The organism is Streptomyces sp. NRRL F-5630, from assembly GCF_000719475.1.
Taxonomy (GTDB): Bacteria; Actinomycetota; Actinomycetes; order Streptomycetales; family Streptomycetaceae; genus Streptomyces.
On sequence record NZ_JOGO01000008.1, the window covers coordinates 40,325 to 61,406 of the forward strand.

21 protein-coding genes are annotated in these 21,082 nt (G+C 74.3%); 11 read left to right on the forward strand and 10 right to left on the reverse strand.

The genetic code is table 11. The features are described 5' to 3' along the window. Positions 1–82 precede the first annotated feature (82 nt). The 3 genes from IF99_RS0106055 to IF99_RS0106065 all read right to left on the reverse strand — a co-directional run bounded on the left by IF99_RS0106055 (position 83) and on the right by IF99_RS0106065 (position 2,357). Entirely contained in the window at positions 83–328 is a 246-nt protein-coding gene (locus IF99_RS0106055) for a DUF6296 family protein (protein WP_030995297.1), read from the reverse strand. A gap of 155 nt (positions 329–483) precedes the next feature. After that, positions 484–1,524, reverse strand: a complete 1,041-nt coding sequence (locus IF99_RS0106060) for a serine hydrolase domain-containing protein (RefSeq protein WP_030995298.1) — start codon at positions 1,522–1,524, stop codon at positions 484–486. Further along, positions 1,521–2,357, reverse strand: a complete 837-nt coding sequence (locus tag IF99_RS0106065; RefSeq protein WP_234340599.1) for a helix-turn-helix domain-containing protein — start codon at positions 2,355–2,357, stop codon at positions 1,521–1,523. The genes IF99_RS0106060 and IF99_RS0106065 overlap by 4 nt, the downstream gene beginning before the upstream one ends. 54 nt (positions 2,358–2,411) lie before the next feature. Here IF99_RS0106065 and IF99_RS0106070 point away from each other — a divergent pair, with 54 nt between their 5' ends. From IF99_RS0106070 to IF99_RS0106090, 5 genes are read left to right on the forward strand one after another with little or no spacing between them, the layout of a single operon-like run. Further along, positions 2,412–3,983: an ABC transporter substrate-binding protein gene (locus IF99_RS0106070; RefSeq protein ID WP_030995300.1), complete on the forward strand. Its 1,572-nt coding sequence runs from the start codon at positions 2,412–2,414 to the stop codon at positions 3,981–3,983. After that, positions 3,980–4,966, forward strand: coding sequence for an ABC transporter permease (locus IF99_RS0106075; RefSeq protein ID WP_030995301.1), 987 nt, complete (start codon positions 3,980–3,982; stop codon positions 4,964–4,966). The genes IF99_RS0106070 and IF99_RS0106075 overlap by 4 nt, the downstream gene beginning before the upstream one ends. Beyond that, positions 4,963–5,877, forward strand: coding sequence for an ABC transporter permease (locus IF99_RS0106080; protein WP_030995302.1), 915 nt, complete (start codon positions 4,963–4,965; stop codon positions 5,875–5,877). The genes IF99_RS0106075 and IF99_RS0106080 overlap by 4 nt, the downstream gene beginning before the upstream one ends. After that, the gene (locus IF99_RS0106085; protein ID WP_051703385.1) at positions 5,874–6,728 is read left to right on the forward strand and encodes an ATP-binding cassette domain-containing protein; all 855 of its coding nucleotides are present in this window, start codon (positions 5,874–5,876) and stop codon (positions 6,726–6,728) included. The genes IF99_RS0106080 and IF99_RS0106085 overlap by 4 nt, the downstream gene beginning before the upstream one ends. After that, positions 6,725–7,543, forward strand: a complete 819-nt coding sequence (locus tag IF99_RS0106090; RefSeq protein WP_030995305.1) for an ATP-binding cassette domain-containing protein — start codon at positions 6,725–6,727, stop codon at positions 7,541–7,543. The genes IF99_RS0106085 and IF99_RS0106090 overlap by 4 nt, the downstream gene beginning before the upstream one ends. 128 nt (positions 7,544–7,671) lie before the next feature. Here IF99_RS0106090 and IF99_RS0106095 read toward each other — a convergent pair whose 3' ends face one another. Next, complete coding sequence (locus IF99_RS0106095; RefSeq protein WP_234340600.1) at positions 7,672–8,631, reverse strand: ROK family protein; 960 nt, start codon at positions 8,629–8,631, stop codon at positions 7,672–7,674. Between the two features lie 41 nt (positions 8,632–8,672). Between IF99_RS0106095 and IF99_RS0106100 the strand changes: the two genes are divergently transcribed. Genes IF99_RS0106100 through IF99_RS0106110 form a run of 3 tightly spaced genes read left to right on the forward strand, consistent with a single transcriptional unit; the run spans position 8,673 to position 11,070 of the window. Beyond that, positions 8,673–9,479 carry a creatininase family protein gene (locus IF99_RS0106100; protein ID WP_030995307.1) on the forward strand — a complete coding sequence of 269 codons (807 nt, stop codon included), beginning with the start codon at positions 8,673–8,675 and terminating at the stop codon, positions 9,477–9,479. 59 nt (positions 9,480–9,538) lie between these two features. Beyond that, the gene (locus IF99_RS0106105) at positions 9,539–10,666 is read left to right on the forward strand and encodes a mandelate racemase/muconate lactonizing enzyme family protein (protein ID WP_030995308.1); all 1,128 of its coding nucleotides are present in this window, start codon (positions 9,539–9,541) and stop codon (positions 10,664–10,666) included. Beyond that, positions 10,663–11,070 carry a RidA family protein gene (locus IF99_RS0106110; RefSeq protein ID WP_030995309.1) on the forward strand — a complete coding sequence of 136 codons (408 nt, stop codon included), beginning with the start codon at positions 10,663–10,665 and terminating at the stop codon, positions 11,068–11,070. Before IF99_RS0106105 ends, IF99_RS0106110 begins: the two co-directional genes overlap by 4 nt. A 218-nt stretch (positions 11,071–11,288) precedes the next feature. Here the strand turns inward: IF99_RS0106110 and IF99_RS0106115 are convergent, their stop codons facing one another. Further along, a complete protein-coding gene (locus IF99_RS0106115) occupies positions 11,289–12,065 on the reverse strand; it encodes a sulfite exporter TauE/SafE family protein (RefSeq protein ID WP_030995310.1) in 777 nt (258 codons plus the stop codon). Positions 12,066–12,147: 82 nt separating this feature from the next. Between IF99_RS0106115 and IF99_RS0106120 the strand changes: the two genes are divergently transcribed. Continuing rightward, complete coding sequence (locus tag IF99_RS0106120) at positions 12,148–12,903, forward strand: AraC family transcriptional regulator (RefSeq protein WP_030995311.1); 756 nt, start codon at positions 12,148–12,150, stop codon at positions 12,901–12,903. A 103-nt stretch (positions 12,904–13,006) separates the two neighbouring features. Then, complete coding sequence (locus IF99_RS0106125) at positions 13,007–13,615, forward strand: DUF421 domain-containing protein (RefSeq protein WP_030995312.1); 609 nt, start codon at positions 13,007–13,009, stop codon at positions 13,613–13,615. A gap of 27 nt (positions 13,616–13,642) precedes the next feature. On the opposite strand, the gene IF99_RS0106130 is transcribed toward IF99_RS0106125, so the two are convergent. The 5 genes from IF99_RS0106130 to IF99_RS0106150 are packed head-to-tail and all read right to left on the reverse strand — an operon-like array spanning position 13,643 to position 19,016. Beyond that, entirely contained in the window at positions 13,643–14,857 is a 1,215-nt protein-coding gene (locus IF99_RS0106130) for an MFS transporter (protein WP_030995313.1), read from the reverse strand. Positions 14,858–14,861: 4 nt separating this feature from the next. After that, entirely contained in the window at positions 14,862–15,470 is a 609-nt protein-coding gene (locus IF99_RS0106135) for a GNAT family N-acetyltransferase (RefSeq protein ID WP_037826515.1), read from the reverse strand. Beyond that, entirely contained in the window at positions 15,467–16,657 is a 1,191-nt protein-coding gene (locus tag IF99_RS0106140) for a type III PLP-dependent enzyme (protein WP_030995315.1), read from the reverse strand. Before IF99_RS0106140 ends, IF99_RS0106135 begins: the two co-directional genes overlap by 4 nt. Then, on the reverse strand, positions 16,654–17,979 hold the full coding sequence (locus tag IF99_RS0106145; RefSeq protein WP_030995316.1) for a DUF6271 family protein: 1,326 nt from the start codon (positions 17,977–17,979) through the stop codon (positions 16,654–16,656). Before IF99_RS0106145 ends, IF99_RS0106140 begins: the two co-directional genes overlap by 4 nt. Continuing rightward, on the reverse strand, positions 17,961–19,016 hold the full coding sequence (locus IF99_RS0106150) for a phytanoyl-CoA dioxygenase family protein (RefSeq protein ID WP_030995317.1): 1,056 nt from the start codon (positions 19,014–19,016) through the stop codon (positions 17,961–17,963). The genes IF99_RS0106145 and IF99_RS0106150 overlap by 19 nt, the downstream gene beginning before the upstream one ends. Before the next feature lie 406 nt (positions 19,017–19,422). Between IF99_RS0106150 and IF99_RS0106155 the strand changes: the two genes are divergently transcribed. Next, positions 19,423–20,982 (forward strand): glycoside hydrolase family 3 N-terminal domain-containing protein, encoded by a 1,560-nt coding sequence (locus IF99_RS0106155; RefSeq protein ID WP_030995318.1) that lies wholly within the window; start codon positions 19,423–19,425, stop codon positions 20,980–20,982. Positions 20,983–21,082 lie beyond the last annotated feature (100 nt).

A 21,082-nucleotide genomic window follows, 5' to 3' on the forward strand; every position in this document is an offset into this window, starting at 1 on the left:
CCCCGCGCCCCCTCGCCCGCGAGGGAGGACCCGTGCCGCGCCGCGCCGCGTGCCCGCGGGGCCGTGCCGGACGGGGCCCCGCTCAGTCCGGCAGCGGCGTCACGCTGCGCGGCATGCGCGGCGACTGGTGCGTGCTCGTCGGGAGCATCCTGATCTCGCCCTCGGGGTTGATCTCCGCCTGCACGATGCCCGTCTCGTCGCGGTAGAGCGGGGCGCCGCTCGGGCCCTTCTGCTGGGTGCGGACCACTGTCACGGCGGCCGGGCCGCCGCCCGGCTCGCCCACGATGTCGGCGGCGTCGAAGGTCAGCTCGTAGCGCTCGGGCTGCATGACAGGCTCCGTCCTGCGGGAGGGATCGCGGGCACCGGCTGCCCCCTGCATGATGCGGGCAGCGGCCCGGCGGGGGCGTGCGGAGGTGCGCCGTTCGGGGGCGCGCCCCGGGGCGCGCTGCGGGAGCCCCGAGGCGCGCACTCCGGGACGGAGCCTCACCACCCCAGACCGTGGAACTCCTTGCGCAGTGCCCCGAAGCCCCGCTCCTCGCGCGAGGGGTGCACACGGTTGGTGAGCAGGACCGCGTACCGCCCCGCCGCCGGGTCGATCCACAGGCTCGTCCCCGTGAACCCCGTGTGCCCGTACGCGTCGGGCCCGAACGAGCCGCCGACGGGGGAGGCGTCGCCGGGGTCCTGCCCCTGCCAGGCGAGCGCCCGGCGCAGGTTCAGCCCGTCGGTGTGCGGGGCCGTCATGCGCGCGTACGTCGCGGGGCGCAGCAGCTCGCGCGCCCCGCCGGCGAGCGAGCGGGCGAGCCCCTCGACATCGGCGAGGGGGGCGAAGAGCCCGGCGTGCCCGGCGATCCCGCCGAGCACGACGGCGTTCTCGTCGTGGACCTCGCCGCGCACCACCCGCCCGCGCCAGGGGCACTCCTCCGTCGCCACCGCGCGCTCCGGCGGCACGGGCCCGAACCGGGTCCCGCGCAGCCCGAGCGGCGCGCACACGTAGCGGTCCACGAGCACGTCGAGCCCTTCGCCGCCCGCCGCCTCGGCGAGCAGCCCGAGGAGCATGAAGCCCTGCGAGGAGTACGTGACGCGCCGGCCCGGCGGACCGCTCAGCGGCAGCCGCGCGAGCCCGTCGAGCAGCGCCTCGCGGGTCGGGTGCGTGCGGTACATCGGGACCTGGCCGGGGAGCCCCGAGGTGTGCGCGAGCAGCGCCTCGACCGTCAGCGGAGCGATCGGGGTGTCCCGGTAGCGGGGCAGGTACGCGACGAGGGGTGCTTCGAGCGAGAGCAGGCCGCGGTCGGCGAGGGCCATGACGACGAGCCCCACGACGGGTTTCGTCACCGAGGCGAGGTCCCACCACTCCTCCCCGTCCAGCGGCGGGCCGTCCCAGGCCCGCGTGCCGAGCCACCCCCGGTCCACGCCGCCGTCCGGCGTCGAGACGGCCCACGCCGCGCCCGAGTACAGGCCGCGCTCCCGCCCCTCGGCGAGCAGCGCGCGCCGCGCCGCTCCCGCCTCCGTGAGCCCCGCGCTCATCGCCCCTCTCCTTCCCCGTCGACGAGCCCCAGTCGTGGCGGAGCCTCGGCGGCGAGCCCGGCCTCTATGCCGCGCGCGGCCGAGAGGGCGAGCGGCGCGTACATCCCGGCGGCCGTGTCGTCGAAGGTGAACAGCGGGCCGCTCAGGACCAGTACGCCCGCGAGCGCGCCGTCCGGGCCGCGTACGGCCACGGCCAGCGCCCGCCGCGCCGCCCCCGGATCGGCCGCGTCGAGTGTCCAGCCTGCCCGGGCCGCTTTGGCGAGCGCCTCGGCGTCCTCCGGCTCGTTCCCGGCGGACGCTCCCTCCAGCGCCCGTACGAGCAGGCCCCCGGCGCCCGCCGTGAGCCGCTCGCGCTCGCCCGGCCGCGGCCCGGACGCCAGCCCCGTGCCGGGCGCGCTCACCTCGACGTGCACGAGCCACTCGCGGTCGCGCACCGCGTACGAGGCGAACAGCCCCGTCCGGGCGTGGAGTTCGTCGAGGACCGGGCGGACGTGGCGCAGGACGGGCTCCTCGGCGAGCACCGCGGCCGCGAGGCCGAGCAGGCGCGGGCCCGGCCGGTAGCTGCCGCCCTCGGCGGCCTCGGCGAAGCCCGCGGCGGCGAGTGAGCGCAACAGCCGGTGCACGGTGGGCTTCGCGAGCCCCGTACGCCGTGACAGCTCGGCGAGCCGGTGCGGCGCGCCCGTCGCGACGAGCGCCGACAGGACCTCCATCGCCTTGTCCACCGGGCCCGGAGCGGCCCGCTCGCCAGGACCCGCCGCGAGGCCCGTACCCGGCGAAACGTCCGGAGCCACCAGGGCCGCTGACTGCGAAGGACTGTTGACCGTTTTCCCCATGGGGTTTAGCTTACCCGCACTGCATTCCATCTGCCGGAACGGGTGTGTTGCTCAATGGAACGAATACCTCGGGGTGCGCCACGCGGGCCCCGCCCGTCGCGCCGCACCGTGCTGCGCTACGGCGGAGCGGCCGTGCCCGCCCTCGCCGCGACGGGGCTCCTCACCGGCTGCGGCACCGAGCCGGCCACCCACGCGGGCAACGTCCTCCGCGTCTCCCAGACCGGCGACCCGAAGACGATGGACCCGCAGAAGCAGGGCGACATGGTGTCGATGAACGTCCTCGTCAACATCTTCGACACGCTCACCGTCCGGGGCCGCGACAACAAGCTGAAGCCCGGCCTCGCCCTCACCTGGAAAGCCGTCTCGCCGAAGGTGTGGCGCTTCACGCTGCGCCCCGGTGTCCGCTTCCACAACGGCGAGGTATGCGACGCGAAAGCGGTCAAGTTCAGCCTCGACCGGCTCCTCGACCCCGCCACCAAGTCCCCCATCGTGGAACTGCGGTACGTCGACGGCGTCACCGTCGTGGACGCGCACACCGTCGACGTCCACACCTCCGTGCACGACCCGATCCTCCCGGACAAGGTCTCGCTCTTCGGCGGTGTCGTCGTCCCGCCCCGCTACCTCGCCAAGGTCGGCGACGACGGCTTCGCGAACCACCCCGTGGGCACCGGGCCGTTCACGTTCGCCCGCTGGCAGCGCGACCACGAACTGCGCCTGCGCGCCTTCCCCCGGCACTGGAGGGGCCGCCCCGGTCCGGACGAAGTCGTCTTCACGCCCGCGCCCAACGCCTCCTCGGCGCTCGCCGCCCTCCAGAGCGGCGAGGTCGACCTCGTCAGCGGCCTCACCCCCGACGCCGCCCAGCAACTCGACGGCTACCCCGGCGTCCACCTCGACCACCACACCGGTATCCGCACCTCCTACCTCTCGCTCGACACCCTCACGGACGGACCGCTGCGCGACCGCCGCGTGCGCCAGGCCCTCAACCACGCCGTCGACGTCCCGCTCCTCATCAAGGCCGTGCTCGGCGGCAAGGCGCAGGAGGTGCCCGCGATGATTCCGCGCGGCGCCTTCGGCTTCGACGAATCCATCGCCTCCTACACCCGCTCCGTCCGCCGCGCCAAGCACCTCCTCGCCGCGGCCGGCCACCCGAACGGCTTCCACACCACTCTCACCGCCTCCAACACGGACGCCAACGTCGCCGAGGCACTCTCCGGGCTCCTCGCCCGCGCGGGCGTGCGCGCCAGGGTCAACCTGCTCGATCCCGGCACCTACGCGCAGCGCCTCACCTCCGACAACCACGGCGCGCTCGGCCCGATCTACCTCGCCGCCTCCACCGTGTGGACCCTCGACGGCGAGAGCATGCTCCAGTCCAACGTCCGCTCCGACCGCCGACAGAGCCGCTGGCACGACAAGCGCGCCGACGCCCTCGTGGACGCCGAGGAGCTCTCCGTCGAACCGGCCACACGCCGCCGCGCCTTCAGCCGCCTCCAGGAACTCCTCAAGACCGAGGCGCCGTTCGTGCCGCTGTACCAGATCGACAACATCTACGCCCGCAACAACCGCCCCCACTGGACGCCCGGCGCCGCCGGAGTGCTCGACATGGCGAGTGCGGAGGTCACCCGATGAGCGCCACGCTCGCTCCCACCCCGCCACCCGCGACGGTGCGGCGGCCCGGCCGCCCGGGGCACATCCTGCGCACCCTCGCCCTCCGCGTCGGCACCGCGCTCCTCGTCCTGCTGTGCACGGCGACCGTCGCCTTCTTCCTCGTCAGGCTCTCCGGAGACCCCGTCAAGGTCCTCCTGCCGCCCGACGCGACCGCCCAGCAGGAGCACGTGCTGCGACACAGCCTCGGCCTCGACCGCCCGCTCCTGACGCAGTACCTCGACTACCTGTGGGGCCTGCCGCGCCTCGACTTCGGCGACTCGCTCTTCTACAACCAGCCCGTGCGCACCGTGCTCGCCGACCGCATCCCCGCGACCCTTCTCCTCGCGGCGGGCGCCCTCGTCGTCACGCTCGTCGTCGCGCTCCCCGCCGGGACCGTCGCCGCGATGCGCCGCGGCCGCGCCACCGACCGCTCGGTCATGACCGGCGTCCTCCTCGGCCAGTCGACGCCGCCCTTCTGGGTCGGCATCCTCCTCGTCCTCGTCTTCGCCGTCGGCCTGCACGCCCTGCCCGCCTCCGGGTACGGGAGCTTCGCGCACCTCGTGCTGCCCTCGGTGACGCTCGCCGTCTACTCCGTCGCCGTCGTGGCCCGGCTGCTGCGCTCCTCGCTCGTCGACGTCCTCGCCTCCGACCACATCCGCACCGCCCGCGCCCGCGGCCTCGGCCCGGTGCGGACCGTCCTCACGCACGGGCTGCGCAACGCCTCGCTGCCCGTCGTCACCGTCGTCGGCCTGGAGGTCGGCAGCCTCCTCGGTGGCGCCATCCTCACCGAACAGGTCTTCTCCTGGCCCGGCGTCGGACGCCTCACCGTCGAGGCCATCTCCAACCGCGACTTCCCCCTCGTCCAGGCCACGATCCTGCTCTTCGCCGCGACCTTCGTCGTCGTCAACCTCCTCGTCGACCTCTCCTACAGCCTCCTCGACCCGAGGGTGAGGACCCGCGCATGACCACGACCACCGCACCCCCCGCCGGCGCGCCGGCCGCCCCGCCCGCGACCGCGAGCACCCGCGCCGCCGCCGTGCGCTCCCTGCTGCGCAACAAGCTCGCCGTCGCGGCCCTCGCCTTCCTCCTCCTCGTCCTCGTCTGCGCGGTCCTCGCCCCGCTCATCGCACCGGCGGACCCCAACGCGCAGGACCTCCTCGCCCGCCTCAAGCCGCCCGCCTGGCAGGACGGCGGCAGCTCCGCGCACCTCCTCGGCACCGACCAGCTCGGCCGCGACCTGCTCTCCCGCGTCATCTACGGCACGCGCGTCTCGCTCATGGTCGGCGCGGGCGCGGCCCTCCTCGCCGGTGTCCTCGGCACCCTCGCGGGCCTCGCCGCCGGGTACTTCGGCGGCTGGACCGACCGCCTCCTCATGCGCCTCGCCGACGTCCAGCTCGCCTTCCCCGCCATCCTCCTGGCCCTCGCCGTCGTCGGCTTCGTCGGCTCGGGCCTCTGGTACGTGATCCTCGTCCTCGGCATCACGGGCTGGGTCTCCTACGCCCGCGTGGTGCGCTCCGAGGTGCTGTCCCTGCGCACCCGCGACTTCGTCACCGAGGCGCACGCGATCGGCGTGCGGCATCCCACGATCATGCGCCGCCACCTCCTGCCCAACGTCATGGCGCCCCTCGCGACCATCGGCACCCTGCACATCGCCGCCGCCATCGTCGCCGAGGCGTCCCTGAGCTACCTCGGCCTCGGCGTCCCCAAGGAGACCGTCACCTGGGGCGCGATGCTCGCCGACGGACAGCTCTACCTCGGCACCTCGTGGTGGGTCGCCGTCTTCCCCGGCATCGCCCTCATGCTCACCTCCCTCGCCGTCAACATCACCGGCGACGCCCTGCGCGACGTCGCGGACCCGAAGGCATACCGCCGATGACCGACACCGCATCCCCGAACACGCCGGACACGCGGCCCCCCGCCCCGGATACCGCGCCCGTCCTCCAGATCCAGGACCTCCACGTCGACTTCCGCCTGGAGTCCCACACCGTCCACGCCGTACGCGGGGTGAACTTCGCCGTCCACGCGGGGGAGACCCTCGCCGTCGTCGGCGAATCCGGCAGCGGCAAGTCCGCCACCGCGCTCGCGGCTCTGCGCCTCAACCCCGAACCGCCCTGCGCCTACCCGCGCGGCGAGGTCCTCCTCGACGGCGCCGACATCCTGCACCGGCCCGAGCGCGCCCTGCGCCGCCTGCGCGGCAGCGACATCTCCATGGTCTTCCAGGACCCCATGACGAGCCTCGACCCGCTCCAGCGCTGCGGCCACCAGGTGAGCGAGGTCCTGCGCCTGCACGGCGGCCACAGCCGCCAGGAGGCCCGCGCCGCCGCGCTCGACGCCCTCGCGGACGTCGGCATCCCCGATCCCGAGCGCCGCTACCGCCAGTACCCCCACGAACTCTCCGGCGGCCTGCGCCAGCGCGTCATGATCGCCTCCGCACTCGTCGCCCGCCCCCGCGTCCTCATCGCCGACGAACCCACCACCGCGCTCGACGTCACGGTGCAGCGCCAGATCCTCGACCTCCTCACGGACCTGCGGGAGCGCCACGGCATGGCCGTCGTCCTCATCACGCACGACCTCGGGGTCGTCGCCGAGACCGCCGACCGCGTCGTCGTCATGCGCCACGGCGAGGTCGTCGAGAACGGCGACGTCGAGCAGGTCTTCGCCCGCCCCGCCCACCCGTACACCCGCGCCCTCCTCGACGCGACGCCCCGACTGGAGCCCGCCGCATGACCGCGACCGCCACTCCGCTCCTCGAACTGCGCGGCCTGCGCAAGGAGTTCCCCGGGCGTCCGCCGAGCGTCGCCGTCGACGGCGTCGATCTCACGGTCCACGAGGGCGAGACCCTGGCCCTCGTCGGCGAGTCGGGCTGCGGCAAGACGACGCTGACCCGGCTCCTCCTGCGCCTCACCGAACCCACCTCCGGCACCGTCCACTTCGACGGGACCGACCTGCACGGCCTCGACCACGCCGCCCTGCGCCGCTTCCGCCGCCAGCTCCAGGTCGTCCTCCAGGACCCGTACTCCAGCATGAACCCGCGCCTGCGCGTCGCCGACATCGTCGCCGAACCCCTCGTCACGCACGAGCCCGGCTACCGGGGCAGGGGCGGCCGGGCGCGCCGCCGCGCCCGCGTCGCCGAACTCCTCGACGCGGTCGGGCTCGACCCGGCCGTCCTCGACCGCTACCCGCACGAGTTCTCCGGCGGCCAGCGCCAGCGCGTCTCGATCGCCCGCGCCCTCGCGCTCGAACCCCGCCTCGTCGTCCTCGACGAGCCCACGAGCGCGCTCGACGTCTCCGTGCAGGCCCGTGTGCTCGACCTCCTCGCCGAACTGCAACAGCGGCTCGGCCTCACGTACCTCTTCGTCTCGCACAACCTCGCGGTCGTGCGGCAGATCTCCGACCGCGTCGCCGTCATGCGCGCGGGCCGCATCGTCGAGACCGGCACGGCCGCCGATGTCTTCGCCCACCCCACCCACGACTACACCCGCGCCCTCCTCGACGCGGTCCCCGTGCCCGACCCCCGCCGTCGCCGCCGGAGCGCGGCATGAGCCCGGCACCACAGGCCGCACGGGACCGACCGGCCCGCTCGACGGGAGGGGGCCGACCGGCGCGCGGCTCGACGGGAGGGGGCCGACCGGCGCGCTCGACGGGAGGGGGCCGAGTCGCGCGGTCCGCCTCAGCGCCCCGAGAGCACGAGGCCCGCCGCGCCGAGCAGCGCGACATCGTCCACCGCCGCCTCGCTCACCACGACCCGCACCGGCTCCCCGGCGCCGAGCACGTCGGCGCGCAGCCGTTCCTCGACCAGCGCCCGGAACCGCTCGCCGCCCTCGCGGGCCTCCCCGTGGAGCACGAACAGGCCACAGGCGAAGAGCTGTTGCACCGTCGCGAGCCCGAGCACCAGGTTCTCCGCGTACTCGCTGACGAGCCGCGCGGCCTCCTCGCCCGGGGCGGCGACGAGGGCCCCGAGCGACACCTCGCCGCCGAGCCCCAGCTTCCGCGCCCGCTCGCGCAGCCAGCGCGTCGTGGCGACCGTCTTCCAGCACCCCCGCCGTCCGCAGGTGCACCGGCCCCCGCTCGCCGAGACCGTCATGTGCGCGCCGCTGCGCCCGCCGGGCGGGGCCACGACCTCACCCGCGTACAGGATGCCGACCCCGAGCACCTCGCCCGTCGACACGGAGGCGAAGGAGCGCCGCCCGCGCCCGGGCCCGAACCAGCGGTCGCCGAGCACCTGCACCCTCGCCCGGTGCTCGACCCGCACCGGGGCCCCCACGAGCGCCTCCAGGCGCCGCGCCACCGGGTAGCCGCGCAGCGCGGGCGCCTCGTTCACCTCCACGACGAGCCCCGCGCCCGGGTCCACCACCCCGGCGGCGGCGACCCCGACACCGAGCGGCGCGCCCCCGGCGAGCAGCCCCGCCACCTCGGCGAGCGCCGCGTCCACCGCGTCCGCGCCCGCCGCCGGGTCGAAGACCGCGTCGGCCCGCTCCCGCACCACGCCCGCGCCGCTCAGCAGCGCCGCCCGCACCCGTCCCGGCAGCACCTCGACGGCGCCCAGCGCGCCCGGGCCCGCCGCACCGCCGTCGCCGTGCGTGACGGCCGGGGACGGCACCAACCGCAAAGGAGAACGTTCATGCGCCATACGCCGACTCTGCCACGCCGCACCACCGGGGTGACACCCGCGTGAGCCACCGGTACCTGACCGAGACCACCTGGCGGGAGACCCGCGAGGCCGCCCCCGACGCCATCGCCCTGCTGCCCATCGGCTCGCAGGAACAGCACGCCGCGCACCTCCCCCTCGGCACCGACACCCTCCTCGCCGAGGCCGTCACCGAGCGTGCCCTCGCCCACCTCGCCGACCGCGCGGCGGAAGGCGAGCGGGTCCCGCACGTCGTACGGCTGCCCACCCTCCCGTACGGGCACAGCCCCCACCACCTCTTCGCCGCGGCCCTCACCCTCTCCGCGCACACCCTCGGCCTCGTGCTGGACGAGATACTCGACTCGCTCGCGGCGACCGGGCACCGCAGGGTGCTCGTCGTCAACGGACACGGCGGCAACGACGAGATCATGCGTCTCGCCGTCAAGCGCTTCGCGCTGCGCGCCGAGGTCACGGCCGCCGCCTGTTCCTACTGGTCGCTCGGCGAAGCGGCGGCGGACCCGGAGCACGCCCCGCTCGTCCCGGGACACGCCGGCTGGTACGAGACCTCGCTCATGCTCGCCGCCCACCCCGAGCTGGTCCGCACCCCCGTCCCGGGCCGCGCGCCCGTGGACCCGCCACCGCTCTTCGACCGGCCCCCCTATGGGGGACTGACCACCGAGCGGCACGGCGAGTGGGAACGCGTCGGCGGCAGCACGGACGACGCCTCCGGCGCCCGGCCCGAGCAGGGCGCCGCGCTCCTGGACGCGCGGGCCCGCGCCCTCGCCGACGCCGTCCTCGCCTTCGACCGCGCCACCGGGACCGGTACGGGGACCGCTCCCGGCACGGGCTGAGCCGCCCCGTACCGCCCTCCACACCGCACCACCCGCACCCCCACCCAGCGAGGAAGCACATGAAGATCACCGGCGTCGACGTCCACGTCGTCAACCTCCCCCTCCTCAACCCCTTCACCTCCTCCTTCGAGACCAAGACGGGCGAGACCCGCACCGTCGTCCGCATCCGCACCGACAGCGGCGTCGAGGGCTGGGGCGAGACGATGTGGGGCCGGCCCGTCGCCGCGCTCGTGCGCGTCCTCGCCGAGGACCTGATCGGCACGAGCCCCTTCGCGCTCGAAGCCTTCCACCGCAAGCAGCACATGGTGCCCTTCTTCCACGGCTACCTCGGCTACGCGGCGCTCGCCGCGCTGGACGTGGCCTGCTGGGACGCCATGGGCAAGGCGACGGGCCAGTCCGTCACCGACCTGCTCGGCGGCCCCGTGCGCACCGAGGTCCCCCTCACCGCGCTCATCACGCGCGCCGACGCCCCCGGCGTCACGGGCGCCGACCTGCCGGGGGCCCTCGCCGAGCACACGGCGAAGGTCGTCGCCGAGGGCGGCTTCCGCGCCGTCAAGCTCAAGGGCACCACCGACGTGGCGGGAGACGTCGCGATCCTGCGCGCGCTTCGCGCCGAACTGCCCGGCACCGATCTGCGCGTGGACCCCAACGCCGCCTGGTCCGTCCCGGACTCGATCCGCGCCGGGATAGCCCTGGAGGAACTCGACCTGGAGTACCTGGAGGACCCCTGCGTCGGCATCGAGGGCATGAGCCAGGTGCGCGCGAAGGTCCGCATCCCGCTGTGCACGAACATGTGCCTCGTGCGCTTCGAGGAGTTCGCGCCCGCCGTGCGGCTCGGCGCCGTGGACGTCGTGCACGGCGACGTCTACAAGTGGGGCGGCATCGCGGCGACGAAGGCCCTCGCCGCGCACTGCGAGACCTTCGGGCTCGGCATGAACCTGCACAGCGGCGGCGAACTCGGCATCGCTACCGCCGCGCACCTCGCCGTCGTCGCGAGCACCCCGGTCCTCTCGCGCGCCATCGACTCCATGTACTACCTGCACGCGGACGACATCATCGAGCCCCTGACCCTGCGCGAGGGCAGCCTCACCGTCCCCACCGGACCCGGGCTCGGCGTCACCGTCGACGAGGACAAGCTCCACCACTACGCCGAGGTCAACGCCAAGGAAGGGGACCTGACCCGATGAGCACCGACCCCAGCCGCCGCGCTCTGCGCACCGACGCCGCGCCCCCGCCCGCGGGCGCCTACAGCCAGGGCCTCGCGGCGGGCCCGTACGTGTACACCTCGGGCCTCGGCCCGCAGGACCCAGGGAGCGGCGCGGTTCCCGAGGGGATCGGGGCACAGACCGCTCAGGTGCTCGCGAACCTCTCCGCGGTTCTCGCGGCGGACGGGCTCTCCCTCGCCGACGTCGTCAAGTCCACCGTCCACCTCCAGCACCTGCGCCGCGACTTCGCGGGCTTCGACGCCGCCTACCGCGCCGCCTTCGAGGCCGCGGGCGGCCCGCTGCCGGTGCGCACGACGGTCGGCTCCGACCTCATGGACATCCTGGTCGAGATCGACGTCGTGGCGCTCCGGCGCACGGAGGACTGAGAGCCGCCGGAGGACGGGGGAGGGGCGGCGCCCGCCGGCCGCGCGCCGCCCCTCCCCGTACCACCGGCCGTGTCTCGCCATGCCCTCGTCCGTGCGCCGCGGGGCGTGCCTCCCGCGTGTCACCAGGGCCGCTCAGCGCGCACGCGCACGCCGTACCTTCCTCGGCCGGGGCTCGCAGGGGTGCGACTCCCCGGGGCCGCACCCGGCGCGAGGAGCCCTCAGCCCGTCACCGCGACCGCGGCGCCCGCCATGACGAGCAGCGCGATGTAGGCCCCCGCGTGCAGCGCGTCCGGGACCCGCGGCGGGCGGCGGCGCAGCAGCACCACGACCACCGTCGAACCGGCCAGCAGCGACAGCGCGGCGACGACGTCCACCGCCCCGACCAGCCCGGCCCCCGCGGGTGTGCTCCCCCTCACCAGGAGCGAGACGCACAGCGCGGGCGCCACGATCGCCAGCGTGAGCGGATTGGCGAGCGCCGCCGCCACCGGCATCGGAGCACCCGCCCGGCGCATCAGCGGCACCGTCATCACGCTGCCCCCGACGCCGAGGAACGAGGCGACGGCACCGATCGGCAGGCCCAGCCAGGTCGGCAGCGCGTGCCGCCGCCCCGTGGCCGTGCGGGCCGGGCGCAGGAAGCCGGGCCGCGCCAGCAGGTCCACGACCGTGACCCCCACGTACGCCACGAAGCCCCAGCGCAGCAAGGGGCCCGGCGCGAAGCGCCCGGCCGCCGCTCCGAGTGCCCCGCCCACGCCGAGCAGTACCACGAGCGCCCACCGGCCGCGCAGCGCCCGTGGCGGGGCGGCGAGCGTGGCGACGAGCGCGTTGACCAGCATGACCAGGGCGGACGTCGCCGTCGCCACCCGCACGGCGTCACCGCCGAGCCCGGCGTCCACCACCGTGATCACCGGGACCGTGACGAAGCCCCCGCCGAAACCGAACAGCGCGGTGGTCGCACCGACGCCGAGACCGACCAGAAGAAGTACGAGTACAGACACCCCCCGAGCACATCGCGCCCGGCCCCTGGCGGGCAATCGCAGGCCGGGCGACTTCCTTCGCGACTTCGCCTACCCTGGCCGGGTGCGCAACGTCCCCCTCGACACCCTCGACCACCTCCCGGTCGACGTCCTCCCGCTCGGCACGGACTACCCGCCGGACCACCTCCTCGCCCGGCACACCCACCGCAGGGCCCAGTTGCTCCACGGAGCCTCCGGCGTCATGCGCCTGGAGACCGAGGAGGGCGCCTGGACCGTCCCCGTCGACCGCGCCGTGTGCATCCCGCCCGGGACCCCGCACGAGGTCCACATGCGGGGCGTCACCACCTGGAGCCTGTACATCGAGCCGGACGCCGTCCCCTGGTGGCCCACGTCGTGCACGGTGATCGAGGTCGGCCCCCTGCTGCGCGAACTCCTGCGCGCCGCGAACGACTTGGGCCCCGACTACGACACCGCCGGGCGCGACGGCGCGCTCATCGGGCTCCTGCTGCACGAACTGCGCCGCACCGCGCCCGCCCCGTTCGCCGTGTCGCTCCCGCGCGAGGAACCCTTCCGTGCCCTGTGCCGTGCCTACCTCGCCGCCCCCGACACCGCGCTGACGAACACGGACTGGGCCCGCGCGGCGGCGATGAGCCCCCGCACCTTCGACCGCCGTTTCCACGCGCTCACCGGGACGAGCCCCGCCACCTGGCGCGCCCGTGCCCGCCTCCTCGCCGCCCTCCCGCTCCTGCCCACGCACAGTGTCACCGCCGTCGCCGGACGCCTCGGTTACTCCTCGCCCGCGGCCTTCACCGCCGCCTTCACCCGTGCCTTCGGCGCCCCGCCGTCGAAGCTCGGCTGAGCAAGGGGGAAGCGACGGCATTTCGTCCCCTCAACACCAGGGACGAAACCACTCCGGTGACGAGGCGGGCGTTATGTTGGCATTTGCCTGAAGAGGAGTCGCCGTGTGGCACGACATGCTGACCATTCAGATCCCCATCGTGGAGAAGATCCTGCGCACGGTCTTCGTGTACGCCGTGATCCTGGCCCTCTTCCGGCTCAGCGGGAAACGTGGTCTGGCCAGCCTCAACACGTTCGACTTCGTCGTTGTCTTCCTTCTCTCCAACGTGGTGCAGAACGCGGTCATCGGACCGGACAACAGTCTGCTGGGCGGCCTGGTCGGCGCCGTCACCCTCGTCGCCGTGAACGCGCTAACGAACCGGCTGACCGTGGCGAGACCTCGCGTCGCCCGTGTGCTGGAGGGGACTTCGACGACAGTGGTCGAGAACGGCTCCATCATGACGCGCGCCGCGCGGCGCCTGGCCGTGCGGCCTTCGGAGATCGAGCACGCCGTCCGGATGCAGAACGGTGAAGGGATCGGGGACGTCGCCTCGGCGCGTCTGGAACCCGACGGCCAGCTCATCGTCGTGCTGAAGCAGTCCGCCGGAGCCCCGACGCACGCCGACGTCGAACGACTGGAGCGGCGGCTGTCGGCGATCGAGGGGCTGTTGCGCGCCGGGGCGGGGACCCGTCCGGGCCCGCTCGGCGGACCCGACGACTTCCCGCCCCGGTGACGAGCGGACGCGCGACGGCGCGCGCGTTCAGGCGGCGACCGCCTCCTCGGCGGTGGGGTCCGTGCTGGTACGGCGGGCCGGCCACGGGATGCGGAGGCCGCACAGGGCCACCACGTAGGCGGCTCCCGCGACGCAGCCGAACCCCCACACCAGGCTGCTCGCACTGGCCACGAAGCCGATCAGCGGCGGACCGGCGAGCAGCCCCGTCGTCCCCATGGCCGCGACGAGCGTGAGAGCGTTCCCGCCCTGCTGGGCAGCCGCCACGTAGACGCACGGGGTGACCGCCGCGACGCCGAGCCCGACACAGGCGAAACCGGCGAAGGCCGGCCAGACACCACCGGCGGCGAGCGCCAGGACGAGCCCGGAACCGGCCAAGGCGCTGCCCAGGACGACGACCCGTCCGTCGCCCCAGCGCTCGCGCCAGCCGTCGGCGCACAGCCGCGCGAGGACCATGACGCCGGAGACGACGGCGATGCCCAGGGGCGCGAGCTCCTCCGAGGCGTCGGCGACATCCCTCAGGTAGAGCGCGGACCAGTCGTTCATCGCCCCCTCCACGATCGTCCCGAAGACCATGGCGGCGCACATCCACCACACGGCCGCGCCCGGCAGCGTCCGGCGTCGCGGTTTCGCTTCCGCTCCCGCGTCCTCGGGTGAGGAAGGCGCTGCGGCCTCCTCCGTGTCGGTGAGCAGGCCCGTCCAGGCGCCCGCGGTGAGCAGGAGGAGGAGCCCGGCGGCGACGGCGAAGTGAGCGGTGAGCGAGGACGTCACGAGGTGCACCCCCGAGGCGAGCACCCCCGCCAGGAAGGAGCCGCCGCTGAAGACGGCGTGCAGCTTCGCCATCGTGTGCCGCTCGTACCGGGCTTCCAGCGCCGCGCCCTGCGCGTTCATCGCCGTGTTGAGGCACCCCACGAAGACCCCGTCGACGCACACCACAAGGAGAGCGACCGGGTAGTTGGGAGCGGCGGCCAGCGCGAGGAGGACGAGGGCCAGCGCCGCGGTCGAGAGCAGCGCGAGCCTGCGCGAGCCCAGGCGTCGCATCAGCAGCGCGATCAGGGGGAAGGACACGCAGGAGCCCACCCCCGCCGCCATCAGCAGGAAGCCGACCTCGGCGGCGTTCAGGCCGAGCTCCGATTTCAGCGCGGGAATGCGCGAGGCCCAGGTGGCGTACTGGAAGCCCAGGGCGCAGAAGAGCGCGGCGGTGGCGAACTGCCCGCGCCGGAACGAGGGGACGGGGGAGGGCATGAGGTCAACTCCGCCTGTGGGACGACTGAGGGGCAGGGGGCGCGGCGCGTTCCGGAGAAGGCTCTCGCGACGCGAGCGCGCGGGACATGTAGACGGCCGAGGCGCCGTAGTCGCTGACGGCCACGTCCGGTTGGGCGGCGTAGCCGAGCGCGGCCCAGAAGCGGTCGGCGCCGCCCACCGCGACGAGCGAGACGGAGGTGCAGCCCCGCTCCCGCGCGATGTCCTCCACATGGGCCACGAGTCGGCGCCCGAGGCCCCGCCCGCGCAGGAGGGGGCTCACGACGAGGTCGTGGATGTGCAGGTTCTCGCCCTGCCCGGCCGCCGGTTCGGTCCGTCCCCAGGAGGGAGGGCGTCGCGGCGGGCTGGGCAGGGCGAGCAGATAGCCGCCGACCGCTTCCGCCCCGGCGTCGCGCACCACGAAGCACGTCCCGGGCGAGACCGCCGCCTTCGCTCGGAGGACCGCCGGGCTCTCGGAGAGGCCGAGCGGGGTGTACGCCTCGGCCTCCAGCGAGATGATCCCGGCCCAGTCCGCCGGGACGAGGCCCCGGATCTCGGGCTCCGCCGCCGCGGGTTCCGTTGTCACGGGCCGCGCCGTCACGCGCGTCGCGCTCACCGGCCGTCTCCTCGCGAGGCGGGCGGAGCACCGGTGAGGACGACGGGGAGGGGGGAGAAGCCGTTGAATCCCCGCGTCGTGTAGCTCAGCGCGTACGCGCCGCAGGAGAGGATCTCGACAGGATCGCCCGAGCGCAGATCCTCGGGGACGCGCACGTGCCCGCGATCGTGGGCGAAGGCGTCGTCGCTGTCGCAGGTCGGCCCCGCCACGACCGCCGGGACCCGGGGGGCCGCGGAGCGGGTCGGGAAGCGCAGGCGGTACTGGAGGGCGTCCATCTCGTACAGACCGTTGAACTTCCCGCAGCTCAGGTAGAGCCAGTGCTGAAGCGTCCCGTTGGGCATGCGCCGCTGTGTCAGGCGTACGACGCGGGCGTGGATGGTGCCGTGGTCGGCGACCAGCCACCGGCCGGGCTCCACGACGACGCCGAGGTGGGTGCCGTGGACGGAACGAAGCCGTTCGACCCCCTCCCTGAGCGTGGCGAAGATCTTGTCCAGCGGCGGGTCGAGCGGCTGGCCGTCGGCACTCAGGTACCCCCGCGCGGGCAGGCCGCCCCCGAGGTTCACGTGGTCCAGCCTGATGCCCTCCTCACCCAGCGACTCCAGTACCGCCGCGAGCCGTTCGCACGCGCCGCGCCAGGCGTCGGGGTCCATCTGCTGCGAGCCCACGTGCACCGAGAGCCCGGAGGGCACGAGGCCGAGGGTGACGGCCTCGCGCATGAGCTGCACGCCCTCGTCCGGCGAGCAGCCGAACTTGTGCTTGAGACCCCACAGCGCGCTCCCGCCCTCGACGGCGATCCGGCAGAACACCCGCGCGCCGGGGGCGTGGCGCGCGAGTGCCGCGAGGTCCTCGCGGCTGTCCGTCACGAAGAGGCGCACCCCCAGGGCGTACGCCTCCGCGATGTCCGCGTCGGACTTGATCGTGTTGCCGTAGTGGATGTCCTCGACGGCGAACCCGGCGCGCAGCGCCTGCCGCAGTTCCTGCGGCCCGGCCGCGTCCACCCCGGCGCCCACGGCGGCGAGGGCGCGCAGCACCCCGTCGTCCGGAGCCGCCTTCATGGCGAACCGTACAGTGGCGGAGGGGAGTTCGCGGCACAGCTCGGCGTACCGGGCGCGGATGCCGTCGAGGTCGTAGACGAGCCGGTCGTGACCTTCCGGCCCCTCGGGCGCGGGCGGCGGCGCGGACGTCATCTTTCCTCCTGTACGGCGCGCAGTCCCGCCGGGCCGGCCTGGCGCGCTCCGGCGACGAGGGCGGACCAGGCGTCGATGAGCAGGGCGTAGTCCTCCATGTCCGAGCGGGCCTCCGCCGGCAGTGCCTCGCGCGAGGGGCGCAGGTGGTCGGCGACGTCGGCGTAGCGCCCGCCCAGCCGGCGGTAGGCGTCGTCGACACGGTCGAGGCGATCGAGGTTCTCGGCCGGGTCCACGACGGCGGCGCGCCGCACGAGGGCGGCCACCTGCTCCGCGTCGACGGTGCCGTCGTCGCGCAGGAGCCCTGAGCCCGCGCGGGCGAGCGCCGCGTAGGCGGGGTGGAGGTGCGCCATCGACAGGAGGAACTTCACGAAGCGCGTCTGGTAGGCGAGGAAGCCGGCGTCCGTACGGCGTTCGCCCGTGTAGTAGTTGACGATATGCCGGTTGTGCAGGACACCGGGGAGCCCCGCGTGGTGGACGAGGTGGAGGAGGAAGTAGTCGCTTCCGATGGTGTTCGTCGCCGGTGGCAGCGGGACCCGGGCGTGCACGTCCTGGAAGGCGATGTTGCACATGTCGACGCGCATGGGGTCGACCCGGGTCAGCAGCGTGTGGTCGCGCTCGAAGGCGTCGTTGCCCGCTCCGAGGAAGGACTCGGCGACCAGCGCCCGCCTCTCCTCCTCCGTCGCGTCCGCGGGGGCCCACAGGCTGACCACGTCGTAGTACGCCTCGGGGTCCAGGGCGGCGATCTCCGCGATGTCGACGGAGGGCGGGCCGACGAAGGACGCCCCGACGAGGGAGACGGTGCGGGCGGCCTCCCGCGGGGTGAGGTCGCACTCGTCCACGTCGTCGATCAGGTCGGCGGCCCGCGCCCCCAGCGCCCGCAGCTCGTGGTGGATCGGGAAGACCTTCCGGCCGTCGTGCTCCTGGTAGCGGCTGTCGGAGTCCCTGCGGTGCACGGATACGCAGCCGAGCGCGAGGCTCAGGAGGAACGCCCGGTTGGTGCACGCGCCGTAGGAGGGCGCCGAGGGAAGCATCAGGTCGAGCAGCAGTTCGGCCTTCGGGGTGTCCGTGAGCGCGAGCACGTGACGCAGGAAGGCGCGCTGCTCCTCCTCGTCGACGTGGTGGACGCGTACGCGGGGAGGGAGGGTGAGCCGCCGCAGCGCCGCCCGGTGGGCGGCACGCGTCCGCGGAGCGCTGGAGTCGAGGACGAGGAGGTGGACCTCGACGTCGAAGTGCCCGACCGCGTAGGCGGCTTCCTCGGCCAGGAGCCCCAGCGTGGCCACGCACTCCCGGTCGGTCGGGAGGGTCAGGCAGACGCTGCGCACGAGTCAGCCTCCTTCGTGTCCGCCTCCCGCCAGGAGCGCAGGCCGAGCAGGCGTTCCCCCAGTTCGTCGAGTTCGGGACTGGCGTAGCGCTCGGCCTCCGGGCGTACGGCGTCGCCCAGGAGGGTGCCGTTCCAGGTGGGGGTGCTCAGGTGGCGCCACGAGTCCACCCGCGAGCGCCGCAGTTCCTTGTGCTGCTCCAGAGCGGGCATCATCGACAGGTACTGGACCGCGCGGGCCCCGGCGGTGGAGAGGTTGGGTGCCACGCCGTGCGCGAGGTGGCCGTTGAAGATGAGCAGGTCGCCCGCGCGCAACTCGGGGCGCACGACGGGCATCTCGGTGCGGTCCACGGCCGGACGGATGGGATCGCGGTCGGCCGGCTGCTCGGCCTTCCACCGGTCGAACTGCCGGAAGAGTTCGGGGCAGCACTGGAATCCGCCCTGCTCGGGCACCGTGTCGTTGAGCGCGAGGATGCCCTGGACGCGCTGGGGCGGGATGACGCGCGTGCTGTCGACGTCCCAGTGCAGATCGATGTCGAAACCGGTCGGGCGGTACTCGATCAGGGAGCGGTCGCGAGTCTTGATGTTCGGCGGGTTGAGGTTCAGCCGGTCCAGGGTGACCCACAGCTCGTCGCAGTCCCAGACGTCGGCGAAGGCCTCGTACACGCGCCGGCTCTGCCGGTTCCGCCACATCAGCTCGTGGTGGTACGCCTCCACGAACCCGTAGATGTGCAGCTCCTGGTCCAGCTCGGAGCGGTACTCGCGCTCCTCGTACCAGGTCTCGGGGCGGTCGGGGTCGAGCCCCTGGAACTCCCAGGCGACCTCGAGGAGACGCTCGGCGTCCTCGCGCGGGACGGCCTGCTCGACCACGACGTAGCCGTAGGTCTGCCAGAAGGAGAACTGCTCCTCGCTCAGCACGCGCAGCGGGCGCGTCTTGCGCAGCTCGCGCAGCGCGGTGGCGGCGAGGTAGGTCTCGCCGTCCGCGCTGAAGTAGGGACGGGTGGTCGCGGCACGGTGCAGATACGGGTCGGCCGTGGGCATGACGGAACTCCAGGGCTCTAGAGCGCGGGGATGGCGAGGCGTCGTCCGGGCGCGGTGTCCTGGCCAGGGCACACGGCATGCGCGGACGACGGACGCGAGGGAGGGGAAGGCCGGGGGCGCACGGTTCGGAACGGCGCCTCGCCCCCCCACGTTGGACTAGACCAACGAAGCCTGTCAATGTCTCCTCAGTCACTGACGTCACGTCATTTTCATTACTGACCGGTACTTTTCCACCCGTCCTCCGACTCCGTGTGACGAGGCGGTGAACGATCGACCGAATCTGGTCCAGACCACTTGACAGGGCGCCGCGCGGCGCGTTGGCTCAAAGGTCCAGACCAGGAAGCGGTGCGTCGGCAACTCCGTGCGCCCACTGGCGGTTCGGCAGGCACCACGCGAAGGGCACCCCATGCACAACGAGAAGGAACTGCGCCGCCTCGCGCTCGGCGTCCTCCAACCGGGCTTCGTCGGCACCACCGCTCCCGAGTGGCTTCTCGACTGCCTCCGGGACGGCCTCGGCTCCGTGGTGCTCTTCTCCCGCAACATCGAAACGCCCGAGCAGGTGGCCGCTCTCACCGCGCGCCTGCGCGCCGAGAACCCCGAACTCGTCATCGCGATCGACGAGGAGTCCGGCGACGTCACCCGCATCGAGTCCCGCACCGGTTCCAGCCGCCCGGGCAACCACGCCCTCGGGTACCTCGACGACACCGCGACGACGCACGCCGTCGCCCAGGACCTCGGCCACACGCTGCGCGCGGCGGGCGTCAGCCTCGACTACGCGCCCAGCGCCGACGTCAACAGCAATCCCGACAACCCCATCATCGGCGTCCGTTCCTTCGGCGCGGACCCCGGCACCGTGGCCCGCCACACCTCCGCCTGGATTCGCGGCCTCCAGTCGGCGGGCGTCGCCGCCTGCGCCAAGCACTTCCCCGGCCACGGGGACGTCGCGGTCGACTCCCACCACGGCCTGCCCGTCTACGAGGCCCCGGTCGACGACATCGCCCGCCAGGCGCTGCCCCCCTTCCGCGCGGCCATCGCGGCGGGTGTGCGCGCCATGATGAGCGGACACCTTCTCGTACCGGCCCTCGACCCGGACAGCCCGGCCACCCTCAGCCGCCGCATCCTCACCACCCTGCTCCGCGAGGAACTGGGCTACGAGGGACTCATCGTCACCGACGCCATCGAGATGGGCGCGGTCGCCGACCAGTACGGCATCGAGGGCGCCGCCGTGCGCGCCGTCGCGGCCGGCGCCGACGCGATCTGCGTCGGCGGCGAGAACGCCGACCCGGACATCCCCCGGCGCCTGGCCGACGCCCTGGTCGCCGCCGTCCTCGCCGGTGACCTGCCCGCCGAGCGCCTCGCCGACGCGGCCCGCCGCGTGGCCGAGTTCGCCACCTGGTCGACCGCGCTGCGCGAGAACGCCACGGGCGCGCCCGACCCGTTCGTCGGCCTCGACGCGGCCCGCCGCGCCATCCGCCTCACCGAGGCCGCCCGCACCCGGCTGCCCCTGACCGGCGCCGCACACGTCGTCGAGCTGGCCCCTCGCACCAATCTCGCCATCGGCAAGGAAACCCCGTGGGGACTCGCCGCCCCCCTGCGCGCCCGCACCCCCGCCACCACCTCGCTCCAGTTGCGGGAGGAGGACCTCCCGGCGGACGCCCCCCTGCCCGCCGGAGTGCTCGCTCCCGCCGAAGGGCGCCCTCTGGTCGTCGTCGTACGGGACGCCGGTCGCCACGCGTGGATGCGCCGGGCGCTGACGGACATCGTCCGGACCCGTCCTGACGCCCTCGTGGTCGAGACCGGGCTGCCCGGCCCGCTGCCCGGGGAGGCACACGTCTGCACCCACGGGGCCTCCACCGCGTCCGCCCAGGCCGTCGCCGCGCTCCTCACCGACGGTTCCGCCCCCCACGCGTACGACATCCCGCGGCAGGCGTCCCCCGCCGTCCCGGCCTCCGCCGACCTGACCTGAGATCCGTCGCGCCGCGTCCCGTCCACCGGTCCGGGACCGTGGCGTGCGCGTCGCCGCGCGCCGGAGGCCACTCGCCCACACAGCAGCTCGACAGCAGCTC

Excerpts from the sequence above, each read along its gene's own strand:
- IF99_RS0106070 (WP_030995300.1), top strand. The coding sequence starts at position 2,412 with ATGGAACGAATACCTCGGGGTGCGCCACGCGGGCCCCGCCCGTCGCGC.
- IF99_RS0106080 (WP_030995302.1), top strand. The coding sequence starts at position 4,963 with ATGACCACGACCACCGCACCCCCCGCCGGCGCGCCGGCCGCCCCGCCC.
- IF99_RS0106085 (WP_051703385.1), top strand. The coding sequence starts at position 5,874 with ATGACCGACACCGCATCCCCGAACACGCCGGACACGCGGCCCCCCGCC.
- IF99_RS0106065 (WP_234340599.1), bottom strand. The coding sequence starts at position 2,357 with ATGGGGAAAACGGTCAACAGTCCTTCGCAGTCAGCGGCCCTGGTGGCT.
- IF99_RS0106095 (WP_234340600.1), bottom strand. The coding sequence starts at position 8,631 with ATGGCGCATGAACGTTCTCCTTTGCGGTTGGTGCCGTCCCCGGCCGTC.
- IF99_RS0106110 (WP_030995309.1), top strand. The coding sequence starts at position 10,663 with ATGAGCACCGACCCCAGCCGCCGCGCTCTGCGCACCGACGCCGCGCCC.
- IF99_RS0106150 (WP_030995317.1), bottom strand. The coding sequence starts at position 19,016 with ATGCCCACGGCCGACCCGTATCTGCACCGTGCCGCGACCACCCGTCCC.
- IF99_RS0106090 (WP_030995305.1), top strand. The coding sequence starts at position 6,725 with ATGACCGCGACCGCCACTCCGCTCCTCGAACTGCGCGGCCTGCGCAAG.
- IF99_RS0106075 (WP_030995301.1), top strand. The coding sequence starts at position 3,980 with ATGAGCGCCACGCTCGCTCCCACCCCGCCACCCGCGACGGTGCGGCGG.
- IF99_RS0106060 (WP_030995298.1), bottom strand. The coding sequence starts at position 1,524 with ATGAGCGCGGGGCTCACGGAGGCGGGAGCGGCGCGGCGCGCGCTGCTC.
- IF99_RS0106130 (WP_030995313.1), bottom strand. The coding sequence starts at position 14,857 with ATGCCCTCCCCCGTCCCCTCGTTCCGGCGCGGGCAGTTCGCCACCGCC.
- IF99_RS0106155 (WP_030995318.1), top strand. The coding sequence starts at position 19,423 with ATGCACAACGAGAAGGAACTGCGCCGCCTCGCGCTCGGCGTCCTCCAA.
- IF99_RS0106055 (WP_030995297.1), bottom strand. The coding sequence starts at position 328 with ATGCAGCCCGAGCGCTACGAGCTGACCTTCGACGCCGCCGACATCGTG.
- IF99_RS0106105 (WP_030995308.1), top strand. The coding sequence starts at position 9,539 with ATGAAGATCACCGGCGTCGACGTCCACGTCGTCAACCTCCCCCTCCTC.
- IF99_RS0106140 (WP_030995315.1), bottom strand. The coding sequence starts at position 16,657 with ATGACGTCCGCGCCGCCGCCCGCGCCCGAGGGGCCGGAAGGTCACGAC.